Origin of the sequence: Acaryochloris marina S15, assembly GCF_018336915.1 — a bacterium.
GTDB classification, from domain to species: domain Bacteria; phylum Cyanobacteriota; class Cyanobacteriia; order Thermosynechococcales; family Thermosynechococcaceae; genus Acaryochloris; species Acaryochloris marina_A.
In genome coordinates this window covers 195,091-212,345 of record NZ_CP064925.1, presented here as the reverse complement: position 1 = coordinate 212,345, position 17,255 = coordinate 195,091, and the positions used below count along the sequence as shown (strand labels likewise).

Annotated in this window: 20 protein-coding genes and 2 pseudogenes; 18 read left to right on the top strand and 4 right to left on the bottom strand. The window is 41.8% G+C overall.

The features are described 5' to 3' along the window. Nucleotides 1-584: 584 nt before the first annotated feature. From I1H34_RS29395 to I1H34_RS33185, 5 genes and pseudogenes are all read left to right on the top strand, one after another. The gene (locus I1H34_RS29395) at nucleotides 585-2,672 is read left to right on the top strand and encodes a hypothetical protein (protein ID WP_212666879.1); all 2,088 of its coding nucleotides are present in this window, start codon (nucleotides 585-587) and stop codon (nucleotides 2,670-2,672) included. A 303-nt stretch (nucleotides 2,673-2,975) separates the two neighbouring features. Beyond that, complete coding sequence (locus I1H34_RS29390) at nucleotides 2,976-3,200, top strand: putative antibiotic biosynthesis monooxygenase (protein ID WP_212666878.1); 225 nt, start codon at nucleotides 2,976-2,978, stop codon at nucleotides 3,198-3,200. A gap of 217 nt (nucleotides 3,201-3,417) precedes the next feature. Continuing rightward, nucleotides 3,418-3,798 (top strand): AbrB family transcriptional regulator, encoded by a 381-nt coding sequence (locus tag I1H34_RS29385; protein WP_212666877.1) that lies wholly within the window; start codon nucleotides 3,418-3,420, stop codon nucleotides 3,796-3,798. 410 nt (nucleotides 3,799-4,208) lie between these two features. Further along, nucleotides 4,209-4,496 carry a cell division protein SepF gene (locus I1H34_RS29380; protein ID WP_212666876.1) on the top strand — a complete coding sequence of 96 codons (288 nt, stop codon included), beginning with the start codon at nucleotides 4,209-4,211 and terminating at the stop codon, nucleotides 4,494-4,496. A gap of 70 nt (nucleotides 4,497-4,566) precedes the next feature. Further along, nucleotides 4,567-4,722, top strand: a pseudogene (locus I1H34_RS33185) (ATP-binding protein); the annotation flags it as partial. 258 nt (nucleotides 4,723-4,980) lie between these two features. Here the strand turns inward: I1H34_RS33185 and I1H34_RS29370 are convergent. Further along, entirely contained in the window at nucleotides 4,981-5,517 is a 537-nt protein-coding gene (locus I1H34_RS29370) for a hypothetical protein (RefSeq protein WP_212666874.1), read from the bottom strand. 559 nt (nucleotides 5,518-6,076) lie between these two features. On the opposite strand from I1H34_RS29370, the gene I1H34_RS32455 reads away from it, so the two are divergent. The 5 genes and pseudogenes from I1H34_RS32455 (at nucleotide 6,077) to I1H34_RS29345 (ending at nucleotide 10,577) form a co-directional block, all read left to right on the top strand. After that, the gene (locus I1H34_RS32455; protein WP_315874911.1) at nucleotides 6,077-6,289 is read left to right on the top strand and encodes a GNAT family N-acetyltransferase; all 213 of its coding nucleotides are present in this window, start codon (nucleotides 6,077-6,079) and stop codon (nucleotides 6,287-6,289) included. A gap of 274 nt (nucleotides 6,290-6,563) precedes the next feature. Next, nucleotides 6,564-7,100 carry a hypothetical protein gene (locus I1H34_RS29360; RefSeq protein ID WP_212666873.1) on the top strand — a complete coding sequence of 179 codons (537 nt, stop codon included), beginning with the start codon at nucleotides 6,564-6,566 and terminating at the stop codon, nucleotides 7,098-7,100. Nucleotides 7,101-7,451: 351 nt separating this feature from the next. Continuing rightward, nucleotides 7,452-8,692: pseudogene (locus I1H34_RS33180) on the top strand (ISAzo13 family transposase). 262 nt (nucleotides 8,693-8,954) lie between these two features. Beyond that, nucleotides 8,955-9,125, top strand: coding sequence for a hypothetical protein (locus tag I1H34_RS29350; RefSeq protein WP_212666872.1), 171 nt, complete (start codon nucleotides 8,955-8,957; stop codon nucleotides 9,123-9,125). Between the two features lie 1,170 nt (nucleotides 9,126-10,295). Further along, nucleotides 10,296-10,577: a GNAT family N-acetyltransferase gene (locus I1H34_RS29345; RefSeq protein ID WP_249370284.1), complete on the top strand. Its 282-nt coding sequence runs from the start codon at nucleotides 10,296-10,298 to the stop codon at nucleotides 10,575-10,577. 351 nt (nucleotides 10,578-10,928) lie between these two features. Here I1H34_RS29345 and I1H34_RS29340 read toward each other — a convergent pair whose 3' ends face one another. From I1H34_RS29340 to I1H34_RS29330, 3 genes are all read right to left on the bottom strand, one after another. Further along, complete coding sequence (locus tag I1H34_RS29340) at nucleotides 10,929-11,342, bottom strand: hypothetical protein (RefSeq protein ID WP_212666871.1); 414 nt, start codon at nucleotides 11,340-11,342, stop codon at nucleotides 10,929-10,931. Beyond that, on the bottom strand, nucleotides 11,339-11,632 hold the full coding sequence (locus I1H34_RS29335) for a hypothetical protein (protein ID WP_212666870.1): 294 nt from the start codon (nucleotides 11,630-11,632) through the stop codon (nucleotides 11,339-11,341). Before I1H34_RS29335 ends, I1H34_RS29340 begins: the two co-directional genes overlap by 4 nt. Before the next feature lie 139 nt (nucleotides 11,633-11,771). Continuing rightward, a complete protein-coding gene (locus tag I1H34_RS29330) occupies nucleotides 11,772-11,993 on the bottom strand; it encodes a hypothetical protein (RefSeq protein ID WP_212666869.1) in 222 nt (73 codons plus the stop codon). 187 nt (nucleotides 11,994-12,180) lie between these two features. Here I1H34_RS29330 and I1H34_RS29325 point away from each other — a divergent pair, with 187 nt between their 5' ends. From I1H34_RS29325 to I1H34_RS29290, 8 genes are all read left to right on the top strand, one after another. Next, nucleotides 12,181-12,558, top strand: coding sequence for a hypothetical protein (locus I1H34_RS29325; RefSeq protein ID WP_212666868.1), 378 nt, complete (start codon nucleotides 12,181-12,183; stop codon nucleotides 12,556-12,558). A 70-nt stretch (nucleotides 12,559-12,628) separates the two neighbouring features. Then, complete coding sequence (locus I1H34_RS29320; RefSeq protein ID WP_212666867.1) at nucleotides 12,629-13,498, top strand: ArdC-like ssDNA-binding domain-containing protein; 870 nt, start codon at nucleotides 12,629-12,631, stop codon at nucleotides 13,496-13,498. Nucleotides 13,499-13,560: 62 nt separating this feature from the next. Further along, complete coding sequence (locus tag I1H34_RS29315) at nucleotides 13,561-14,298, top strand: sigma-70 family RNA polymerase sigma factor (RefSeq protein ID WP_212666866.1); 738 nt, start codon at nucleotides 13,561-13,563, stop codon at nucleotides 14,296-14,298. An 86-nt stretch (nucleotides 14,299-14,384) separates the two neighbouring features. Next, nucleotides 14,385-14,690 carry a hypothetical protein gene (locus tag I1H34_RS29310; protein ID WP_212666865.1) on the top strand — a complete coding sequence of 102 codons (306 nt, stop codon included), beginning with the start codon at nucleotides 14,385-14,387 and terminating at the stop codon, nucleotides 14,688-14,690. A gap of 229 nt (nucleotides 14,691-14,919) precedes the next feature. Further along, nucleotides 14,920-15,672 carry a hypothetical protein gene (locus I1H34_RS29305; RefSeq protein ID WP_212666864.1) on the top strand — a complete coding sequence of 251 codons (753 nt, stop codon included), beginning with the start codon at nucleotides 14,920-14,922 and terminating at the stop codon, nucleotides 15,670-15,672. Between the two features lie 63 nt (nucleotides 15,673-15,735). Beyond that, complete coding sequence (locus tag I1H34_RS29300; RefSeq protein WP_212666863.1) at nucleotides 15,736-16,008, top strand: hypothetical protein; 273 nt, start codon at nucleotides 15,736-15,738, stop codon at nucleotides 16,006-16,008. A 67-nt stretch (nucleotides 16,009-16,075) separates the two neighbouring features. Next, a complete protein-coding gene (locus I1H34_RS29295; RefSeq protein ID WP_212666862.1) occupies nucleotides 16,076-16,696 on the top strand; it encodes a hypothetical protein in 621 nt (206 codons plus the stop codon). 285 nt (nucleotides 16,697-16,981) lie between these two features. Next, nucleotides 16,982-17,206 carry a hypothetical protein gene (locus I1H34_RS29290; RefSeq protein ID WP_249370283.1) on the top strand — a complete coding sequence of 75 codons (225 nt, stop codon included), beginning with the start codon at nucleotides 16,982-16,984 and terminating at the stop codon, nucleotides 17,204-17,206. Nucleotides 17,207-17,255: the final 49 nt, after the last annotated feature.

Genomic DNA, 17,255 nt, shown 5'->3' with positions numbered 1-17,255 from the left:
CTCGATCAGGTCTATGCCTACTGTTCGAGCTGTACTCATCACTTTGATAGTGCTGTTTTAAACAAAGGTGACTCATTCTGGTTACCAGGAGCAGTCACAAATGGAAAGACGATATTGCAACAGAAGGCAACGACCTTATCTCTTTTAAGTGCGGCTCTTTTAAGACGATACTTTCCCATCTATAAAATTACGTGGATTACTTGCGGTAAATGATATTTACAGGTATTGCCTCTAATGCCATTTGGCTGGAAAATCTCAAAACATGAGGAGATATGTTTTTGGCAGCAGCTTGTCAGAACGATATATAAAGTTTTCAAGCTATAAATCTCTTCTTCGCCTAAAACTTTAACTGCTGACTAAACATCTTACAAAAGATTCTCCATCTGCTTTATGGGCTTTTTTGAGGGAATATAAATCTTGTCGCTTCAAAAGATCCGCACCCATCTCCTTTTATAACAACCCTTGCAAGGAGCAACCTACTCTCATTTCTGGTATGGTTTGATCCTCGGAACAGCTCAATTTATTTTTTAGCAAGCCCTAAAAAAAAGTAAATCTATTGATAAATTTTAGAAGGAAATATCTATATGAATTACAAGTTACTTATTATTACTTTGATGTGGAGTGCTACTTCTTCTTTGGGGAAAAGTGTTCAATCCCTTGCTGCTGAAGAAATGACATCTAAAGATACAGGAACTGAAATGGTATCAAAGTCAATGGATTCAGACTGCTTTAGTGAACTCAAGACCAAACTTGAAAAGAAAAGCAAGGATAATATTCAGATTATAGATAAAGATAATACTCAGATTATAGATGAGAATAAACTAAAAATTCAAAGAGTCGAATTATTCTATTATAGAAAATCAAAAAATATTACCGAGATACTGAATAAACTACCTTTTGAAGATCCTGGCTGTGCATCCGACCTACCAATAAATAATCTAGAAGCAGGAGTAGGAGTTGGTCAAGGAGGTGGCAATATTATATTTTTAGTCGGAACTAAAGACTATATTAAGAGTGCTCAAAGATTTATAACTGCTATTGATCTTCCATTGCCTGGAATTAAGTTGCAACTATGGGGAATCCAAGTATCAAGCAATGATCCAAAAAGGCTAGCAAAAGCAATGGTTAAAGTGCGTCAAGAGATAGATCTTACTCAGCAGTTAGTCAGAGGAACATTTAAGTTACTGAAAAGTAAATCTGTTGAAATTATTTTGGAAAAGGAAGAGTTTCCAATTCCTGATAATCTTAAAATATTACTGAACAATATAGGATATAAACATATCAGTGATTTATCTCATGAGCCATCTATTTTAGATGTAGGTATCTTAGGAAATTTTGTCGAAGATCCTAAAAAATTCTACCTAGAAATACACCAATCTCTATCTGATTTAGAAGAAGATGATGATCGTTATAAATATTACTTTACTTCTATAAGAAAAATCGGCAAACAACCTTTTGAACGTTTTTTTAGATCAAGAGGTTTTAAACCTAATTCTTACTGCAATAATATGCAGTCAAATAAAGACAACTCAAAAATAAATAGAAAGTGTGGTTGGGAAGAAAGAAAACCTGGAGAAGTTAAAAGAATAGCTATTAGAAGACAAAAAGAAATACTAGAGTTTGCATTTCAATACGCTGATTTTTCTATCAATCCTAATGACTCTGACTTTGAAGCTCTCCAACAAACAGCAGACTCTTTAAATACTTCTTTGCAAGATTTTTATGATCCATTGCAGAAAGATATTGAAGATTTCTTTACTCAACCAACACTAAATAAGATTCAAGAATTAATTCGAAAAGAAAAGAAAGTCACTTTTGCGCAAGTTGGTAGAACCACTATATCGACACTAAGTGGAGTTAAAACAGTAATTCAGTCAGCATCAACAAGTGTTTTTGAAGTTGCAAAGTCTCAAGATGCTGAACAGTTACTTTCACAAGCATCAACGCTGCAAAATTCTATCAACACTCTTTTGCCAGCAGGCTCTTCCCCTGCAGAAGTCGCTAGCTCAGGTGTTCCTGCGACTAAATTACTTGGTCTTGCAATTGCTTTAGCTCAACAGAGAATTGAACCAGTTGAAGTAGAGACAGGAACTAATTTAACAATCACACCTGGCATATTACGTAATTCAACTTCAGCTGAACTTAATATTAAGCTGGAAGTTACTGATCCTGAATTTAAAGGTACTGGAGATAACGCTAAGAACAATCCTCAGATTTCACGAGTAGGTAGTCAAACTATAGAAACATCTGTTTATACTCAAGCATTAGACTTTTTCGATCTCTCAACATTCACCAACCAGGCCACATTAGATGGAGGTCGGTTCCGCATTCCAATTATTGGCCAGGTTTGGCATGCTATATTCGGCGGAATACCAGTGCTAGGAAACCTGTTTAGTTTTTCTAGGGGAAACCAAAATGTATCTCACGAAAGCTTGTTATTAACAAATTCTTTTGTCACTCCTACACCTTTAGGGATTAGTCAAGTATTACCATTGAAGAATAAAAAAAATTATTCTAGAGATTATTTTGATTCATCAACATCATCAAATCCATTTAATAAACGATTAAATGGATTTGATTGTAAAGGGATATCTGAAAAGCCTAAGTTTTGCAAAACTAAGTCTCAATTAAATAATTATCTAAAATATCTCGAAGAATCTATTCAGAAATAGTAAGATTGATAATTAATAGACGCTCTTTATGGATTTCAGGGATCTACTTGAGAAGACATTCTAAAAGTGCTGAAAACAAACCTCAGCCATATCTCGTTCTAACGGATTCTGGGGTCTCTCAACAATCACCTTCTCTGCGCCCATTCATGGACATGCTGATGGATAAATTGTGAAGCCAGTTTTCGTGATAGCTAAACCCATTGAAATCATGAATGATTAGCGAAGTGGCTTGGGCCAGTTGCTCGCAGGCTATACGACGAAATACTGCTATGTTATAAATAGCTACTTCTCCAAACAGTAACGATGAACTCCAACCAAAAACGGACGCCGCCAAACCGGCATTTGGTGGCGTTCTTCACCTTTATTACACTACTTCCTTTGGTCTACTATGTGCCGCCATGGATTTCGCAAAACGTGTCTTCTGATCGGCTCGTCGTCACTCTCATTGCTGTAGCGGTTATCGTACCAATCATCTCCTATATAGCGCTTCCCGGATTGTTCTGGCTGCTTCACATTATCAAGCGCTAATCGTCCGCTCTTTGTTGATTTTCTGAAAAGAAGTTCCCTATCTAATTGCCTGAATGAAGATATCCCACTTGAGTAATAGTGGATTTCTTGTTTATTGTTCAAGCCAAATAGATGGGACGAACGTTCAAGGTCAATAAGGCCAGACCTCTGGCCTTATTGAGAGTTATAGTAGGCTAAATCGTTCGCAATTTAGTTCAGTCAAGGACATACAGCATTAATGGCAAAAAAAAGAGTAGCCGCAAAGAAACAAGATATTCAACCCTTGGTTGGTAAAGAACTACTCAGTAAGCTCAAGGATTTATCTCACTTGTCAAAGCGGGAAAAAGCGAAAGAGTGTGGCTATGTAGTCGGCAAGCAAGTTAACCTGAGTGGTTTTATGAATGCCATTTTGGAAGCCAAGGGCATTTCGCTTGATGGTGATGCCAATAGCGACAGTAGGGGTCGAGAAGCAAGCTATCGGATCAAAGTTCATCAGAATGGGCAGATGGTTATCGGGTCTGCCTATACCGAAAAGATGGGTGTACAAACTGGCGATGAGTTTGAAATCAAGGTCGGCAGAAAGCACATTCATTTAACTCAATTGACGGAAGATGAATAGAACAATTTTGCCAAAAACCGTGACTCATAATCACTAGGGCACTGATTTCTCGTATTTAAGATCTCGAAGCTACAGAACAGCGACTCTTGAATCCAGATAAGAAAAGCATAATGTCGTCGGAGCAGCCAAGACCCAGTTTATAGAAAGGTTGATTGACAGACTCTGAAATCAGTTTTACTTCATTCTCAATACAGCGGTTTTCATATAGATGGGGGACAGCCACAACTCTTAAAAAGCTTGATCAGTAAATGCTCCAGGATTGAATATGTCCCCTACCAACCTGCGATCCGCTGTATAAGAATTCCAGCCTCTCTAATGCTTAAGGAAATCTAGTTTTTGAAGTACTGATAAGCTAGTTAGTCTCAGAAAGGGAACAATAGTGCTTATATTATTTCATCAGCACTCTAATCATGAGCAACGTTATTCCTCTCTTCGGTTCTTCTACGCAAAAGATTAGATTGGTTAAACCTAAAGTTTTTGAAGAAGTTCAACAGATTATTGAACAACTGAAGCTTGGTCAGTTGATTATGCTAAATGTGTCTGAAGTGTCTCCTACCTTAGCTCAACGTATTATTGATGTTCTGTCTGGAAGCGTCGATATTCTATCTGGACAAGCTGTAAATGTTGGCAATGGTGTGTTTTTGTATAGCCTATCTAACATTGAAGTGTCAGATTTTGAAGAGCATCTAGCGGCTTAAGTTTCTAGCTCCACATTGTTAGGTATGACGATTAGAGTTTGGGATCGAATTGAGATTGCAACCCCAGCACTCATTAATGATTACCGCCAATCATCCTTTCTCACGATGGAACAGCATTTTCAGTGACTCGATGATGACAGTGGCTGTGGTAGATCGCCTAGTTCACCATGTTCTTATTATTGAGATCAAGGCTGAGAATTACCGAAAGCAGGCAGCACCTGAGCATGCTAAAGCCAAGTTGTTCCAGTCAGCCTATAGCTTTAGAGTTGGCTTAGAGTTTATCAACCCCAGAAGTAATATAGAACTTAATTCATCCCTAACAGGCTTAGACCTGATCTAGTTGAAAGACTAACCATCATGAACTAGTGACCGATAGGCACAATTCGATTATCCCAATTGGTTCTAGTGTAAGTAATGAATGATTTTTGAAAGATGGTCGATAACAAGAACACTCTTATGAAACTATCAGTGCATTTTATAGATATCAGTCCTCATTAACCTTAAATAAGTCATTTGGAATGACTTTGAAGTACAAGGCACTAAGAAAAACACTGAAAATCGTCATCATCCAGGTTGAGATTAGTATTGAGATTTTTTGATCTTTGATAATTTTATTTTGTGCCTCAAGAGTCAAAAAAATTGTGTCTTCATATCTAAAGCTGTATGCCGTGATAGGCTTGACTAAATCAGGAGAGCGATTAATAGATTTATTTAGTTGATGTTTATCTGCTAAAAAATAAATCAAATCACCTTGATGAACTGTCTTAAACAGTAATTCACGATTAACTGATTTTTCATATAAGTAAGCAGGTATCTGAAACGAAATTGGATTATTCTTTATATAGAAGCTTAATCTAACTGATTTATTGATAATTACTTCTTCTTTCGACTCTAATATACCTGAGATAGCACTATAATTTTCAGGAGAAATAGGATGAATAGATTTATACCATACCCACATTAATACTGTTATTACTACACTACAGTAAATGATTACTCTGGCTTTTCTAGCCTCTTTCAATCTGTTACTCCTATATCTATATAATGGCTAATAGATTAAGTTTTTATAGAAAGTACCTAAAGCAATGAGTGAAATAGTTCATTTCTTTATCTGCGGATACAGGTAAAATAAATTTATATAATATTTGCATCAATGCTATGAAACATAATGATTAATATAGAATTTTTCTAAGATTTGGTATAGATTTATAAGTTAATTGGGCAACCTAAGTTAAAGAGAGCTAGTATCTTATATTTTCTCTTTTTGTTCTCATTACTTTTGTGTTTTATAAACTCCTTGATAAACTCAAGGAGTTTTTTATTCTATCTACTTCAATTGCGATTCATATAAATGTCTTTCACATGGTGACATGATTAATGCTATATTATCGCTCATCAGAAAGTTCTACTAGAGAATCTAAATCATTAAGAGATTGCCCCACCTATAAAGGGAGCTTCTCGTGTTGATATAAACGCAGCTAGCACCTGCATGACACCGCTAAATCAAAGAAGTCATCTTTGCAGAAGACCAGGACCAGGGAACCCGGCATTATGGGGCACTTGACCACCATAAATAAGTCATATGCTGCGTCACTCTAATATCCTCGACCTGGCACGGGGAAATCGCATGGCGACTTAGAGCAATGGCGACAGATCCAGGCTGGAGAAATCAGGGGATTGGCACAGGAATGATCCAGTGCTTGCTTGAAAATTTGCGAGAGTCCGATCAGGTAAGACCGATTTGGTCTAATGCTAGGATTAGCTCTACTAGATTTTACTGGGAGCTAGGCTAGAAGACAAGACGCTTGCTGCTGAGCAGATCCGAGGTTGGTGCCGGATCAAAGATGTGCCTGAAATAATGTGAGAGTTGCCCCCGAAACGAGCAAATCTTAGCGCACTCCAGATCGGCAATATTGCCTTCGCAAAACCACACTTTTTCTATGCTCTTTGCGCTGAGTTAGGAATGTTACACTTGCAAAGAAGTTTAAATAAAAACTTGATTCTATTACTAAAGACCTCTTGCCTTTTATTTTTTAGTAGAGATTTTTCTCACAATGGATTAAATCTATGAACTTCAGACATATAAACTTTAGTATCGCTACCACGACCTTTTTCGCTGCAATCTTGGTATTATCAAACTCAACATTTAGCCTGGCTGCAACTCTATGGTTTGGATCATTCACAGCTACAGATTTTGAGGGATATCCAGACGGGGTAATGACCGTTGAGTTTGAAGGGAATCCTGGGACTGATAACCTGATTACTAGTAGTGAGTTTACCTCCTTTACTTCCACTTCGACTGGTTTTGGTAATGAATTAGATATTCAGCTTAGTTTCTCAAGCTTGGGGTTTGGAAAATCAACAAATTCATTTTTCGGTGGAACGTTTAATACAAGAACTCCTACACTTTGGGATGGACGTGAAGAGTTTTTTAATTGGGATGGTAACCAAACTTCAGGCAATTCTGTGTATCACGCTACTAATGGCTTCGAAAATCCAGCAGGCTTCCAAATCATACTTTTTGCGCCAGATAGAACTTCTTTGCTCAGAACTACTTCTCAACCCCCGATTGGGGAAGCAATACCAGTGCCTTTTGAGATCTGAATCTATGACTGCTTTAGACCCAATATAAATCACTGGCTTCGAGTTTCTAGCCTAACTGACCCTGGCGAAGTCAATCCTCTCCCACTGCAAGCAAACAGGGTATGGAAGATGTTTAACTCCCAATCCATAGGCTTTAATTGGGGTTCCTATTCTTCGTTGTAAGCAACGGGGAATGTACCCCGACTAGATTCAAAGATCGTTCATCAAACCGACTGGCCAATGTTGCTCATGCACTGGAGGTCAGCCCTGGTAACTTTTCGCGGCTGGTCAATGGCAAAATTTCCCTCAGCTCAGACATGGCCGTGAGGCTGTCTAAGGCGGCTTCCATGAAACTTATTACCTTCACGTAAGATGTACTCATGTACTCACAACGTAAGGAACAAAGACTTGGATCTGTGCCTACCGGAACCTCAACTCAGTGCATCCCAAATCGAGGATTTGCGACTGGCATCCTCCATTCTCCTGGGAGCAAAACGCCGTAGTTTTCAGGCAGAGATGGCTCTGAAATACTGCGGGGGGAGTGCCCGATGTACTGAGAGGGTCTTTGGCTGGGGACGAAATAATGTTGCCTTAGGACTGGAAGAGAAACGGACAGGAATGACTTGTATTGGAGCCCAAGCTGGTTTCGGTGGCACAAAGCGTTGGGAAGAGCGATTTCCAGCTGCTGCAGAAACCTTGCTTGAAATCGCCGAGATTCATGCCCAGCAAGACCCCAGTTTTCTGACAACGATTGCTTATACTCGCTTAACATCAGCAGCAGCAATCGAGCAACTTAAAGAGCAGGGATATCCTGAAGAACAAATACCAGCTCCCAGTACAATGGCCCTTATTTTGAACCGGATGGGCTACCGTCTGCGTCCTGTGGTTAAAGCCAAACCCCAAAAAAAATTCCAGAAACAGATGCCATCTTTGACAACATCCAAGCCAACGACCAGCAAGGAGCAGGCATCAAACGTCTGAGCATGGATTGTAAAGCCACCGTGAACATTGGTGATTTCGCCCGTGGGGGTCAAACCCGAGGTGACACCCAAGCCAGTGATCATGATTTTACGGAAGAGCATTACATTCCCTGTGGGATTGTCGATGAGGATAGTGCCCAGTTGTACTTGATTTTCGGTAATTCCTATAAAACTAGTGACTTCATTGTTGATACCCTCCAAGAGTGGTGGAAAGAACTCACCCCTCAGCAGCAACAGCAGACTCACAAAATTCAGCTCAAAATCGATAATGGCCCTGAAAGTAGCGGGGTTCGGACTCAGTTCCTCAAGCGAATGGTAGCGTTCTCAGATGAGATTGGCATCCCTATTCATCTGCTCTACTATCCGCCTTATCACAGCAAGTACAATCCCATTGAGCGCTGTTGGGGAATTCTCGAAAAGCACTGGAATGGAGCCAAGCTTACTGATGTACTCACGATGCTGCTATGGGCTCGAAGTATGACCTGGAAAGGCTTATCTCCTGTCATTAAGTTAAGTTTTAGGACTTATGAAAAAGGTATCTCACTCACAAAAAAAGCAATGCGACCCATTGAAGAGCGTTTAAAACGCAATCCACTTTTGCCTAAATGGGATATCCTTATCCAACCAATCTAAGGGTAATAAGTTTCATGGAAGCCGCCTAAAGTCTTGGGACTGGAGCCACTGACCTGGATGCGTATGCAGGCCGATCATGATGTTTGGAACGCACAGCAAGATAATGATCATGCTGAGTTGAAGCGGTTGGCGGCTGAGGTTTAGCAAACCCCACAGCAGGCTTAGAGCAAAAAGGAGAAAAACTAGGCAATACAGATTCTTTCTGGATTCTGAAAACATTGGGTTATTTATTAGGTGCAAAGTCGAGGGATTTGGTATTGCTTTGCGATCGCATTCCTGCGTTACGACCCTCAATAATCGAAACGGCACATCATCAGGAATTATCTTTGGCACAGAAGTAGCACCGTCCTTTCAAAAACTCTCTGCATTTCTCAGAACGATCACCTATGCCACAGCTAAAGGGCACGACCGCACGAGAGCTGTGATTGAATAGCCCGATATCTTCTGATATTGGCGTAAGTATTGCAGATAAGGAAGTCCCCTAGCACCATCTCAGGCTAGGGGACTGAATAAAATCCTATGGTTTAAACATAGGTATTTGACTCACTATTATGTTTTGACTTGAGCAGAGTTACCCAGGATTACTCTAGCTAGGATAGCTAGCCCGATAATAATTAGGAAATAGTTTATATCTCTTTGTAAATATGAGTTAGTGGGTTGGTTTATAGGCTCAGAAGGAGGCTGAACTACTATAGGTTTTGATTGTTGTAAGGGACTGGAAGGTTGTGTTATTAGAGCAACAATTTGCATTTACTTTCTCCATATGGGTTGAGGTGTTATAAGCTTCTCTAAAAGATTTGAGATCCTTGATTAATATGGTTGTTGGGAATGTGCCAAACTTATGTCAAGAAATGGCTAGAACTTATGGTGTAGATGCTTCAGGCACCAACCATAGGCATGATGGTATCTGAAGCTACCTTATAAATGCGAAAGATAGACTCAGGACTATCTGAAAGGCTTAGTGCATTACAGTCGCCCAGCTATTGTCAATTTTTTTTGCTAGATAACCTGCTAAAAAGTACCTTAGAAAAAATCTAATCTACCTCATAAAGAAAGAAAAATAAGGAAATATTGAGAGTCAGAAAGTAGCCAATGTGTTACTTCTAGCCTTCATTGAATCCCATAAATTTGTTTGATTGACTATTTCTATCACGAAAAATTCTATTTGTTAACCGACAAATATCAGAAAAAGTAACTAGATAGATGCTTTAAAGTAAGCGAGTAATTTTCTCAAAAAAAATTATTATATTTGCAAAATCAAAGATATTAGAATAATTTAACCAAAAAATATAAAAAAGTAATTTAAAGTCAGAAAGTAATTTTCTTTCTCCTAGCAAAATTCACAATGCTTTCCTACTAAGTGTTAAACCATATCGAAAGCTTTATTTTCTAAAAAAATAATATTAAATGTAAGGAAAGTGACTTAGAAAAATTATGATCTCTAATACAAGGGAGCTTATTACTTTTCCGAGTGATAAATGATAATTTCGCAGAGGTGATCACTCTTACTGCTATGACACCAATAGAAGAATAAGAATTCAATGCCTGCGTCACTCTCATTCCCTCAAACTGGCACGGGGAAGCTTCATGGTGACTCATGGCAATGGCGACGGCTCCAGACTGGAGAAATCAGGGGATTGGCACAGGACTAATTCAGTACTTGTTTGAGGATTTGCAGAAGTCTGATCAAGTAAGACCGATTTGGTCTAACGCTAGGGTCAGCTCTGCAAAATTTTACCGGGAGCTAGGTTGGCGGGAAGTCTCCGAGCAGTTCGAGAATGGGAATGCGGGATTATCGGTGCAGATGCTAAGAGGAGAAGAAAAGACGCTCGCCACGGGGCAAGTTTCGGGGGCTGGTGTTGAGTCGAGAATTGGCCTGAGATGATGCGAAAGTGGGCACCCCCGAAACAAGCAAGAGCCTAGCGCACCTCAGATCGGCAAGGTCGCCATCGCAAAACCGTGCTTTTGCTCTGCTCTCTGCCTTTACTTGGGGATGTTGCATTATCGGAATTTTGCGGGATGGGTGGGAGTTTTGGGATTGGTATCGTGTTTGCGATCGCAAAGCAATCACTAACTTTCCTGACTGGGTAGATTAATCACTCATCCGTTAAATTTCAAATTCCATACAGGATTTATATTACCTAGTTAACATAGTAACCGTAGAGAAGCTGAAAATTCTGGTATGAGTCCCATCAGCTAATTTCAGGTGCAATCTAATTGCATACGCCAGTCCCGCTCATAGGTTGCTCGGTTGAACCGCTCGAATACGAATCTCTCGGATCCAAACCTTCGCGAATTGCCCTAACCCTTTCCCTGGATTCATAAGCTGTTCAACTCCCTCACCTAGTTGGGCGATGAATTCTTGCCGCCATCGGTCCCAATCAACTTGAGTAGGGTAAGCTAGGTTTTTACAATACTCTGTCCAGCTCGATTGCTGGAACTCTGAAACAAGTACAGAAGTTTTTACTTCTCTGACCTGGATTAGATGGATATCAATCAGCTTTTGAATAAATAGAGGATGCACGGTTGAAGGCCCACTGTTATCGACAACCGGAAACTCATAAAAAAGCTGTAGTTCCTCCACAGAATTTTTTTTGGCTAATCTTAGGAGTTCTAGCTGTTCTTGAGTCAGGGATGGAATATGAGTCATGATTGACCGTTTAGCAACAGTTGCTCAATCCGACCCAGGCGTTTATTCACTCCTTCAAATTGAGTATTCATATCTTTGCGTAATAGCTCAATCTCAATCCTGTTATCAGCAATTCTGTCGATCAATCTGCTTTCGCTGGTAGGGACAATAGCGGCAACACTGGTATTGATCAGGAAGAACAGACCACCGATTAGAAGACCAATCACAGCAAAGATAGGCAACAAGTCTTTGGATAAGTCCACCAAAGAAGAAAAACGGGTTGGGGTAGTGTCCTGGTTATCTGAGGTCATTGAGATGACTCCACTGAAATTCCATATCAATGGACTTTTAGGTTGTCCAGTGTCTGAATTATAGAATAAATCGAATGTATACACTCAGTTATAATGACAATTATATCGGCAAGAGCTACTGAAAAAGATGATGTTTAAGCTATTCCTGATCATTCTTGGGCCAATCAATAGAATCATCCGCAATTGCAGCTTTAACAATTGCGGATCGTAGCCATTGCGGTCTATTTTTCATCTGTCGAACGATTTTATCCAGACTGGCGGGTAAGCGAACACTCAAAGGTGTTTCAGCTAATAACTCATTAGAGTCTGGAGCTGTTTTGCCAATGGTCAAGTTCTTCAAGCTATTTTTATTGACTGACATAGATGGAGCTAATTAATCAACGACTTAAAGAATAGCACAGCAAATCGAATGTATACATATATAACAAATCCTTTTAAATGAATGTATACGTTCGATTAATGGTATTATATAGACATACAAACAAAGGCACCGCTCACGACTGCGAATCTCAAGCGGTGCCCCAGTTAAAACCTGATAAGGATTAACTATGTCTACTCTACTCGAAACACAAGCTCTTCATTTAACCACTCAGCCACAAACCCAGCCTGATATGTGGCTGGTTCAGACTGAAGCCGATGGGATAGCCTTCGTTAACGAGCACACTGAGAATCCTTTCTGCCCTCCCTATACTCTGGCTTGTATTCAGACAAAGGACTGTGGCCCCTTCGATGCTGAGATCGATTTCGATGAGCATTGGGTGCTGATGGTAACCCGAAAGCCTTCCGCTGAAGAGCGTACCACCCAAACCCGGATCGAAAATTGGGTTCTCAATCACCCCGAACTTAAAGGTGTTCTCAGTGACTGGTACACCGTGCCAGCCGATCAGACCGCAAGAGCTGAAAACGATTACGAAGACGAAATTTAGAAATCTCTTGGGGCATCTTTGCCCCTTCCACTTCACTTACACCCACTCGCTACACAAGGGAATGAATATTATGACCACTCAATCAAAACGTGAGAAAGCCCAAGCCAAACAGCAAGCAGCACTCGAAAAATTAGAGCAAGGCATTCTGAATATTTCAACTGAAGCCGATTGGCGACAATATCTAGATTTCCATTCCAAGTTCTACAACTATTCCGCAAAAAACTCGATGCTAATTTACGGCCAATGCCCAGATGCTAGCCATGTGGCAGGCTACAAGGCTTGGCAGAAGCACGGGCGACAGGTTCGCAAAGGGGAGAAAGGGATCGTTATCCTCGCTCCCTGCAAGAAGAAAGTCGAGGATGAAAAAACAAAGGAGAAGGCTTGGAAAATCTTTGGTTTCACTACTGCAAGCGTCTTTGACATCAGCCAGACCGATGGCGACGAATTAGAGGAAACAGATATCAAGGCTCAAACCACTGAGGCCGAGCTATACCGAAATCTCAAAGCATTCGGTGAAGCTCAAGGGTTCAAGGTGCTAGAGCAAGCCTATCCTGGTTCGTATGGGGTATGCATCTACAAGCCTGATGGAATTGAGATTCGGGTTGACCCACTGCTGAGCGTGGAGTTAAGAGCTAGCATTCTCGCCCATGAGCTAGGCCATGCCCTGATGCACAACGCTGAAGAGTACAAGGGGCATTCTCTGACTTCCCAAAAGGAATTAGAGGCTGAATCTGTGGCCTACTGCGTGACTCAATATTTTGGGGTTGCCGAAGATCAGAAACGGAGTTTTGCATACATCACTAGTTGGAACCGGGAAAGCGATCAGGCACTTGAGCAATTCAAAGCGTCAATGAGTGTGATCGCAAAAACCGTTAAGGCGATTATTGAGGGCATTGAAAGCGCTGCCTCTACTGAGTCTGAAGAGTTAGCTGTTGCCTAGTTTTCTGGCTTGGGTGAGCCACTAATCACCCTGATCGACACATTTTTAGAGAGAAATTCATCATGGTACAGACAGTTATTTCCCAGGATAGTTATAGCAATCGCTCTACCCGTGAGGGTTTGACAGAACAAGAAGAATGGGCATTAGTGGCCCATGTTAAAGAACGCACTCAATTGCTGAAGCGCAAGAAAGAGGGCTTAACACTCGAAGAGAAACGGATTTGCCTTCGCGGTGACCGGGCGATGGGGTTGCTAGTGAAAGAGTGTCGCCCGGTCATTTTGGCACAAATCCATCGCTTTAATGGCTCCGAACACATTCCAACTGAGGAGATGTATCAACTGGGTGTGATTTGTGTGGAGCGGGCAGCGAACAACCACAATCCAAATAAACCCGGACGGAAAAAAGGGTTCAAAAGCTGGGTGTCATTTCAGCTCAGACAGCTATTTATCAAGCTTTTCGATAAGGAGTTTGGATACTACCGCAGAACCAAGGTCACCTGCGAAAAACTCAAGTGCATTAAACCTGTGGGCCATGAGGATATCCCCATCGATACTGAGCCGAATAACGATTTAAGAGACAAGCTCGATCAGATTATCACTACTGCATTGCCAGATTTCAATGTAAAGCTCATCCAAGCTCATTACTGGCAGGGTGAGGGATCGGCCAACATCGCCGCTAGCCTTGGGCTTTCAAGATGGACGGTCAGAAAATACCTTCGTGTATCCCGTGAACAGCTCAAAGAGAATCCGCAGATCAAGGAGTTGGTCTCGTCCGTCTTTTCTGCGGCCCCTAGCTACTAGCAATCCGTTGGCCGAAGCTCTCCCTTACCGCTTCGGCCTTTCCTAATCACAACGCTTTACAAATTAAAGGAATTCAAAGAAATATCATGACTAATGCAACACTGACCAAAACAGCTACACGCTTAAATGTCCTCAAGAAAAACGCTCTGTATCAGCTAGAGGAAAACATCAACTATTCCACTGGCCAAGGTAACTGTTACTTGATGTTGAGACAGTCAAGGCAGTGTATTGGAAGTCTTACTAAAAACATTTTGGGTGACGGCTGGGAAGCTTCGATCCTTTGCCTACCAGAAAAAGGGTATGACACTGTTAGCGAATTGATTTACTCAGGAGACCGTGAAACAGCGCTAAGTATGCTCTGGAAAAACAGAGGCCAAGCCTATCGGTATTGACCATGAGCCTACACTTGGATCGCTTACAACCATGACGAGGTTCTAGGCAGCATCTACCGCGATCACAGCAATAACTTTTATTACATAGTTAACAGTTTTCAGCGCTCCCAACGCTTCGGGACTTTTGGCCAAGCTGTTTCCCGCCTATATGAATCTGTAGAGGCCGCAAACGCTCAACACCAAGAGCAAATTGCCTCTGAGTTTGAGCATATCACCAGCACTTGGGGCCATGTTCCCGTCCCTGGCACAAAGCCGTCTACCGCCACCAGATAAAGGCTTGGCCGCCTTCCATCCCAAGACCGGGCGACCTTTCCCAATCACAACACTTTGCACATTAAAGGAATCCAAAATCATGTCTCTTGAAAACGCAACAATCAAATCTATTCAAACTGCGATTAAAGACCACTTCGACCCTCAGGGTATCGAGAACAATCACGAGAAATTCAAGCTCAAGCATCACATTTGCAAAAACCACAACCCAAAGGATATCGACCCTACAACTGATTTAGAAAAGTTTGCCCGTGCATTGCATCATGGCCATAAACGCCTGAATAAGACTGAGGATGCCATAGAGCTGTTCAACATCCTCAAGTTAGACGCCGAAAAGCTTCCACAGCGAGAGACCAACAAAAAAACCAGCGGCCTTGCCTCCATTATCATTCCAGGGCTGCTGGGCATGTTTAACGGCGATCCAGTAGCGCAAGTCTCCATTCATGTAGTGAAAGGCGATGCAAAATTCCGCAGCAAGGAGGGATGGAAGAACTTTTTTACAAGCTACAACGAAGCCCGCCAAGGCTTTGAACAGCTCGGTGAGGACATATTCGAGTTTGCCGAAGTTGAACCCGGCGATTTAGACGGAGTAGAAAACAAAATCCTGAAGCTGTTCCCTTCCTACCGCGAAGATGTCGGCCAGTTTGACTGGACCCAGAGAAAAACTTGGATCGATGCTGAACACAACTTACGTCAAAGCATCGGCGCGTAACCTTTTGGCCTCACTTGGCCAGCGCTGGGTGGGGCCTTTTGCACACATTACTGAGCTTTTTTCATGACATCTTCAGCAACACTCGAAAAACCTCAAATCAATTTAGTTCCAGACTTACAAAGCTCTTCAACGTTTCACGTCTTGAGTCCAAACCCTGGACATTCCTACAGTCATTTTTGGGGAACGATTTTCGGCACTTTAGGCCACTGGTACGGGCGATATGGCAGATGCACCTTAACAAAGCGATTTAACGACCAGCAAAGCGCCATCGATGCCGTTATCCAAGGAACCCTCGCACTCAAAGCTACTGATAACTTGCAGGCCGAATACGACTAATTAGTACCAGCCTTAAATCTGAATCACTTCTTGGTTTGCCGATACCCAACAACAAAAGGTTCTCATAATGGCCAACAAATTACTCATCATTGACCCCGCCGAACTCCAACCAGTCAACCACCTCAGACCCCGACAAGCATTGCTAGCAGCCTTAACAACAGCGCACAAGGGAGGATGGCATCTGGCAATGATTTCAGATCAATCCAGAATCGCAAAAGGTGAGCGCACTCTAACAGAAGTTCTCGACTACCATCAAGCCGCGATGAGCCGCTATGGCCAATTAATCGGCGTAAGCATGTTCACAACTAACCAGGGCAGCGAAATGGTTGTAACACGGTGTCAAATACCTGATATCGGTATATTTAACACACAATCAACCTTAACCCAGAAAATCGCAAAGTCCTTTGATGTAACAATCACAGGCGACTGGTTTTTACCGCCAAGCCCCGGCTTGCTAATGGCCTGCATGGCGTTGCACAATTCCACCTTTAAAACTACGGTAATGGTCGGCACTGGCAGATTTGAAGCCTTGGCCACTCGCAATGGTTTGTTGTTAATGCATCCTGAAACCTTCGAGCAGAAAGGGGTCACTGAGGGCAACTCTGCCCATTCAGCGCAACAAACAACCTTACAGGTTAGGAACAGGTTAGGGCAGAACTATTCTCTAGCCGAAAACTATTCATCGTAATAGCTCTATCGATTCAAATCCGTACACTCTTACGCGCCCTGGTGGTTACCCCAGAGTTTTAAGTCAGGGCTTCCCTCAAAGATTTAAACAACTCCAGTTGGAGGCAGTTCGATGAATATCAAAGTAAAGAAATTGTCTAGAACGACCCACAGAGAAGGGGTTTACCTGCTAGAGAGTGGCCCTCTGCGTTCCCCATTCCATCCCTATAGTGACCCTGAGAACATTAGATGTGTGGAGGCATACAAAGCATACCTCTACAGGGTTTTAGAGCTGAATAAGATGCCGATGGACGTTGCGCTAAAACTGTCCAAAGAGCGAGAAATCTTAGTTTCTGGCAGATGGACGCCACCCACGAAAGACGCCGTTATTGCTGAAGTCAAGAACATTGTCAGAGCTGGCTCAGTTGTGATTGGGACGCACCGCACACCCGACCCCGGTCATGGACTCGCCGCATATCTGAACTGGAAATACCCTGCCGCCGATCAGTTGGAGCTAAGCCATGCAAGCTAGAAATGTTCTGCCCATCAACCGCTCATCCACTCAAGTCGCTGCACGGGTT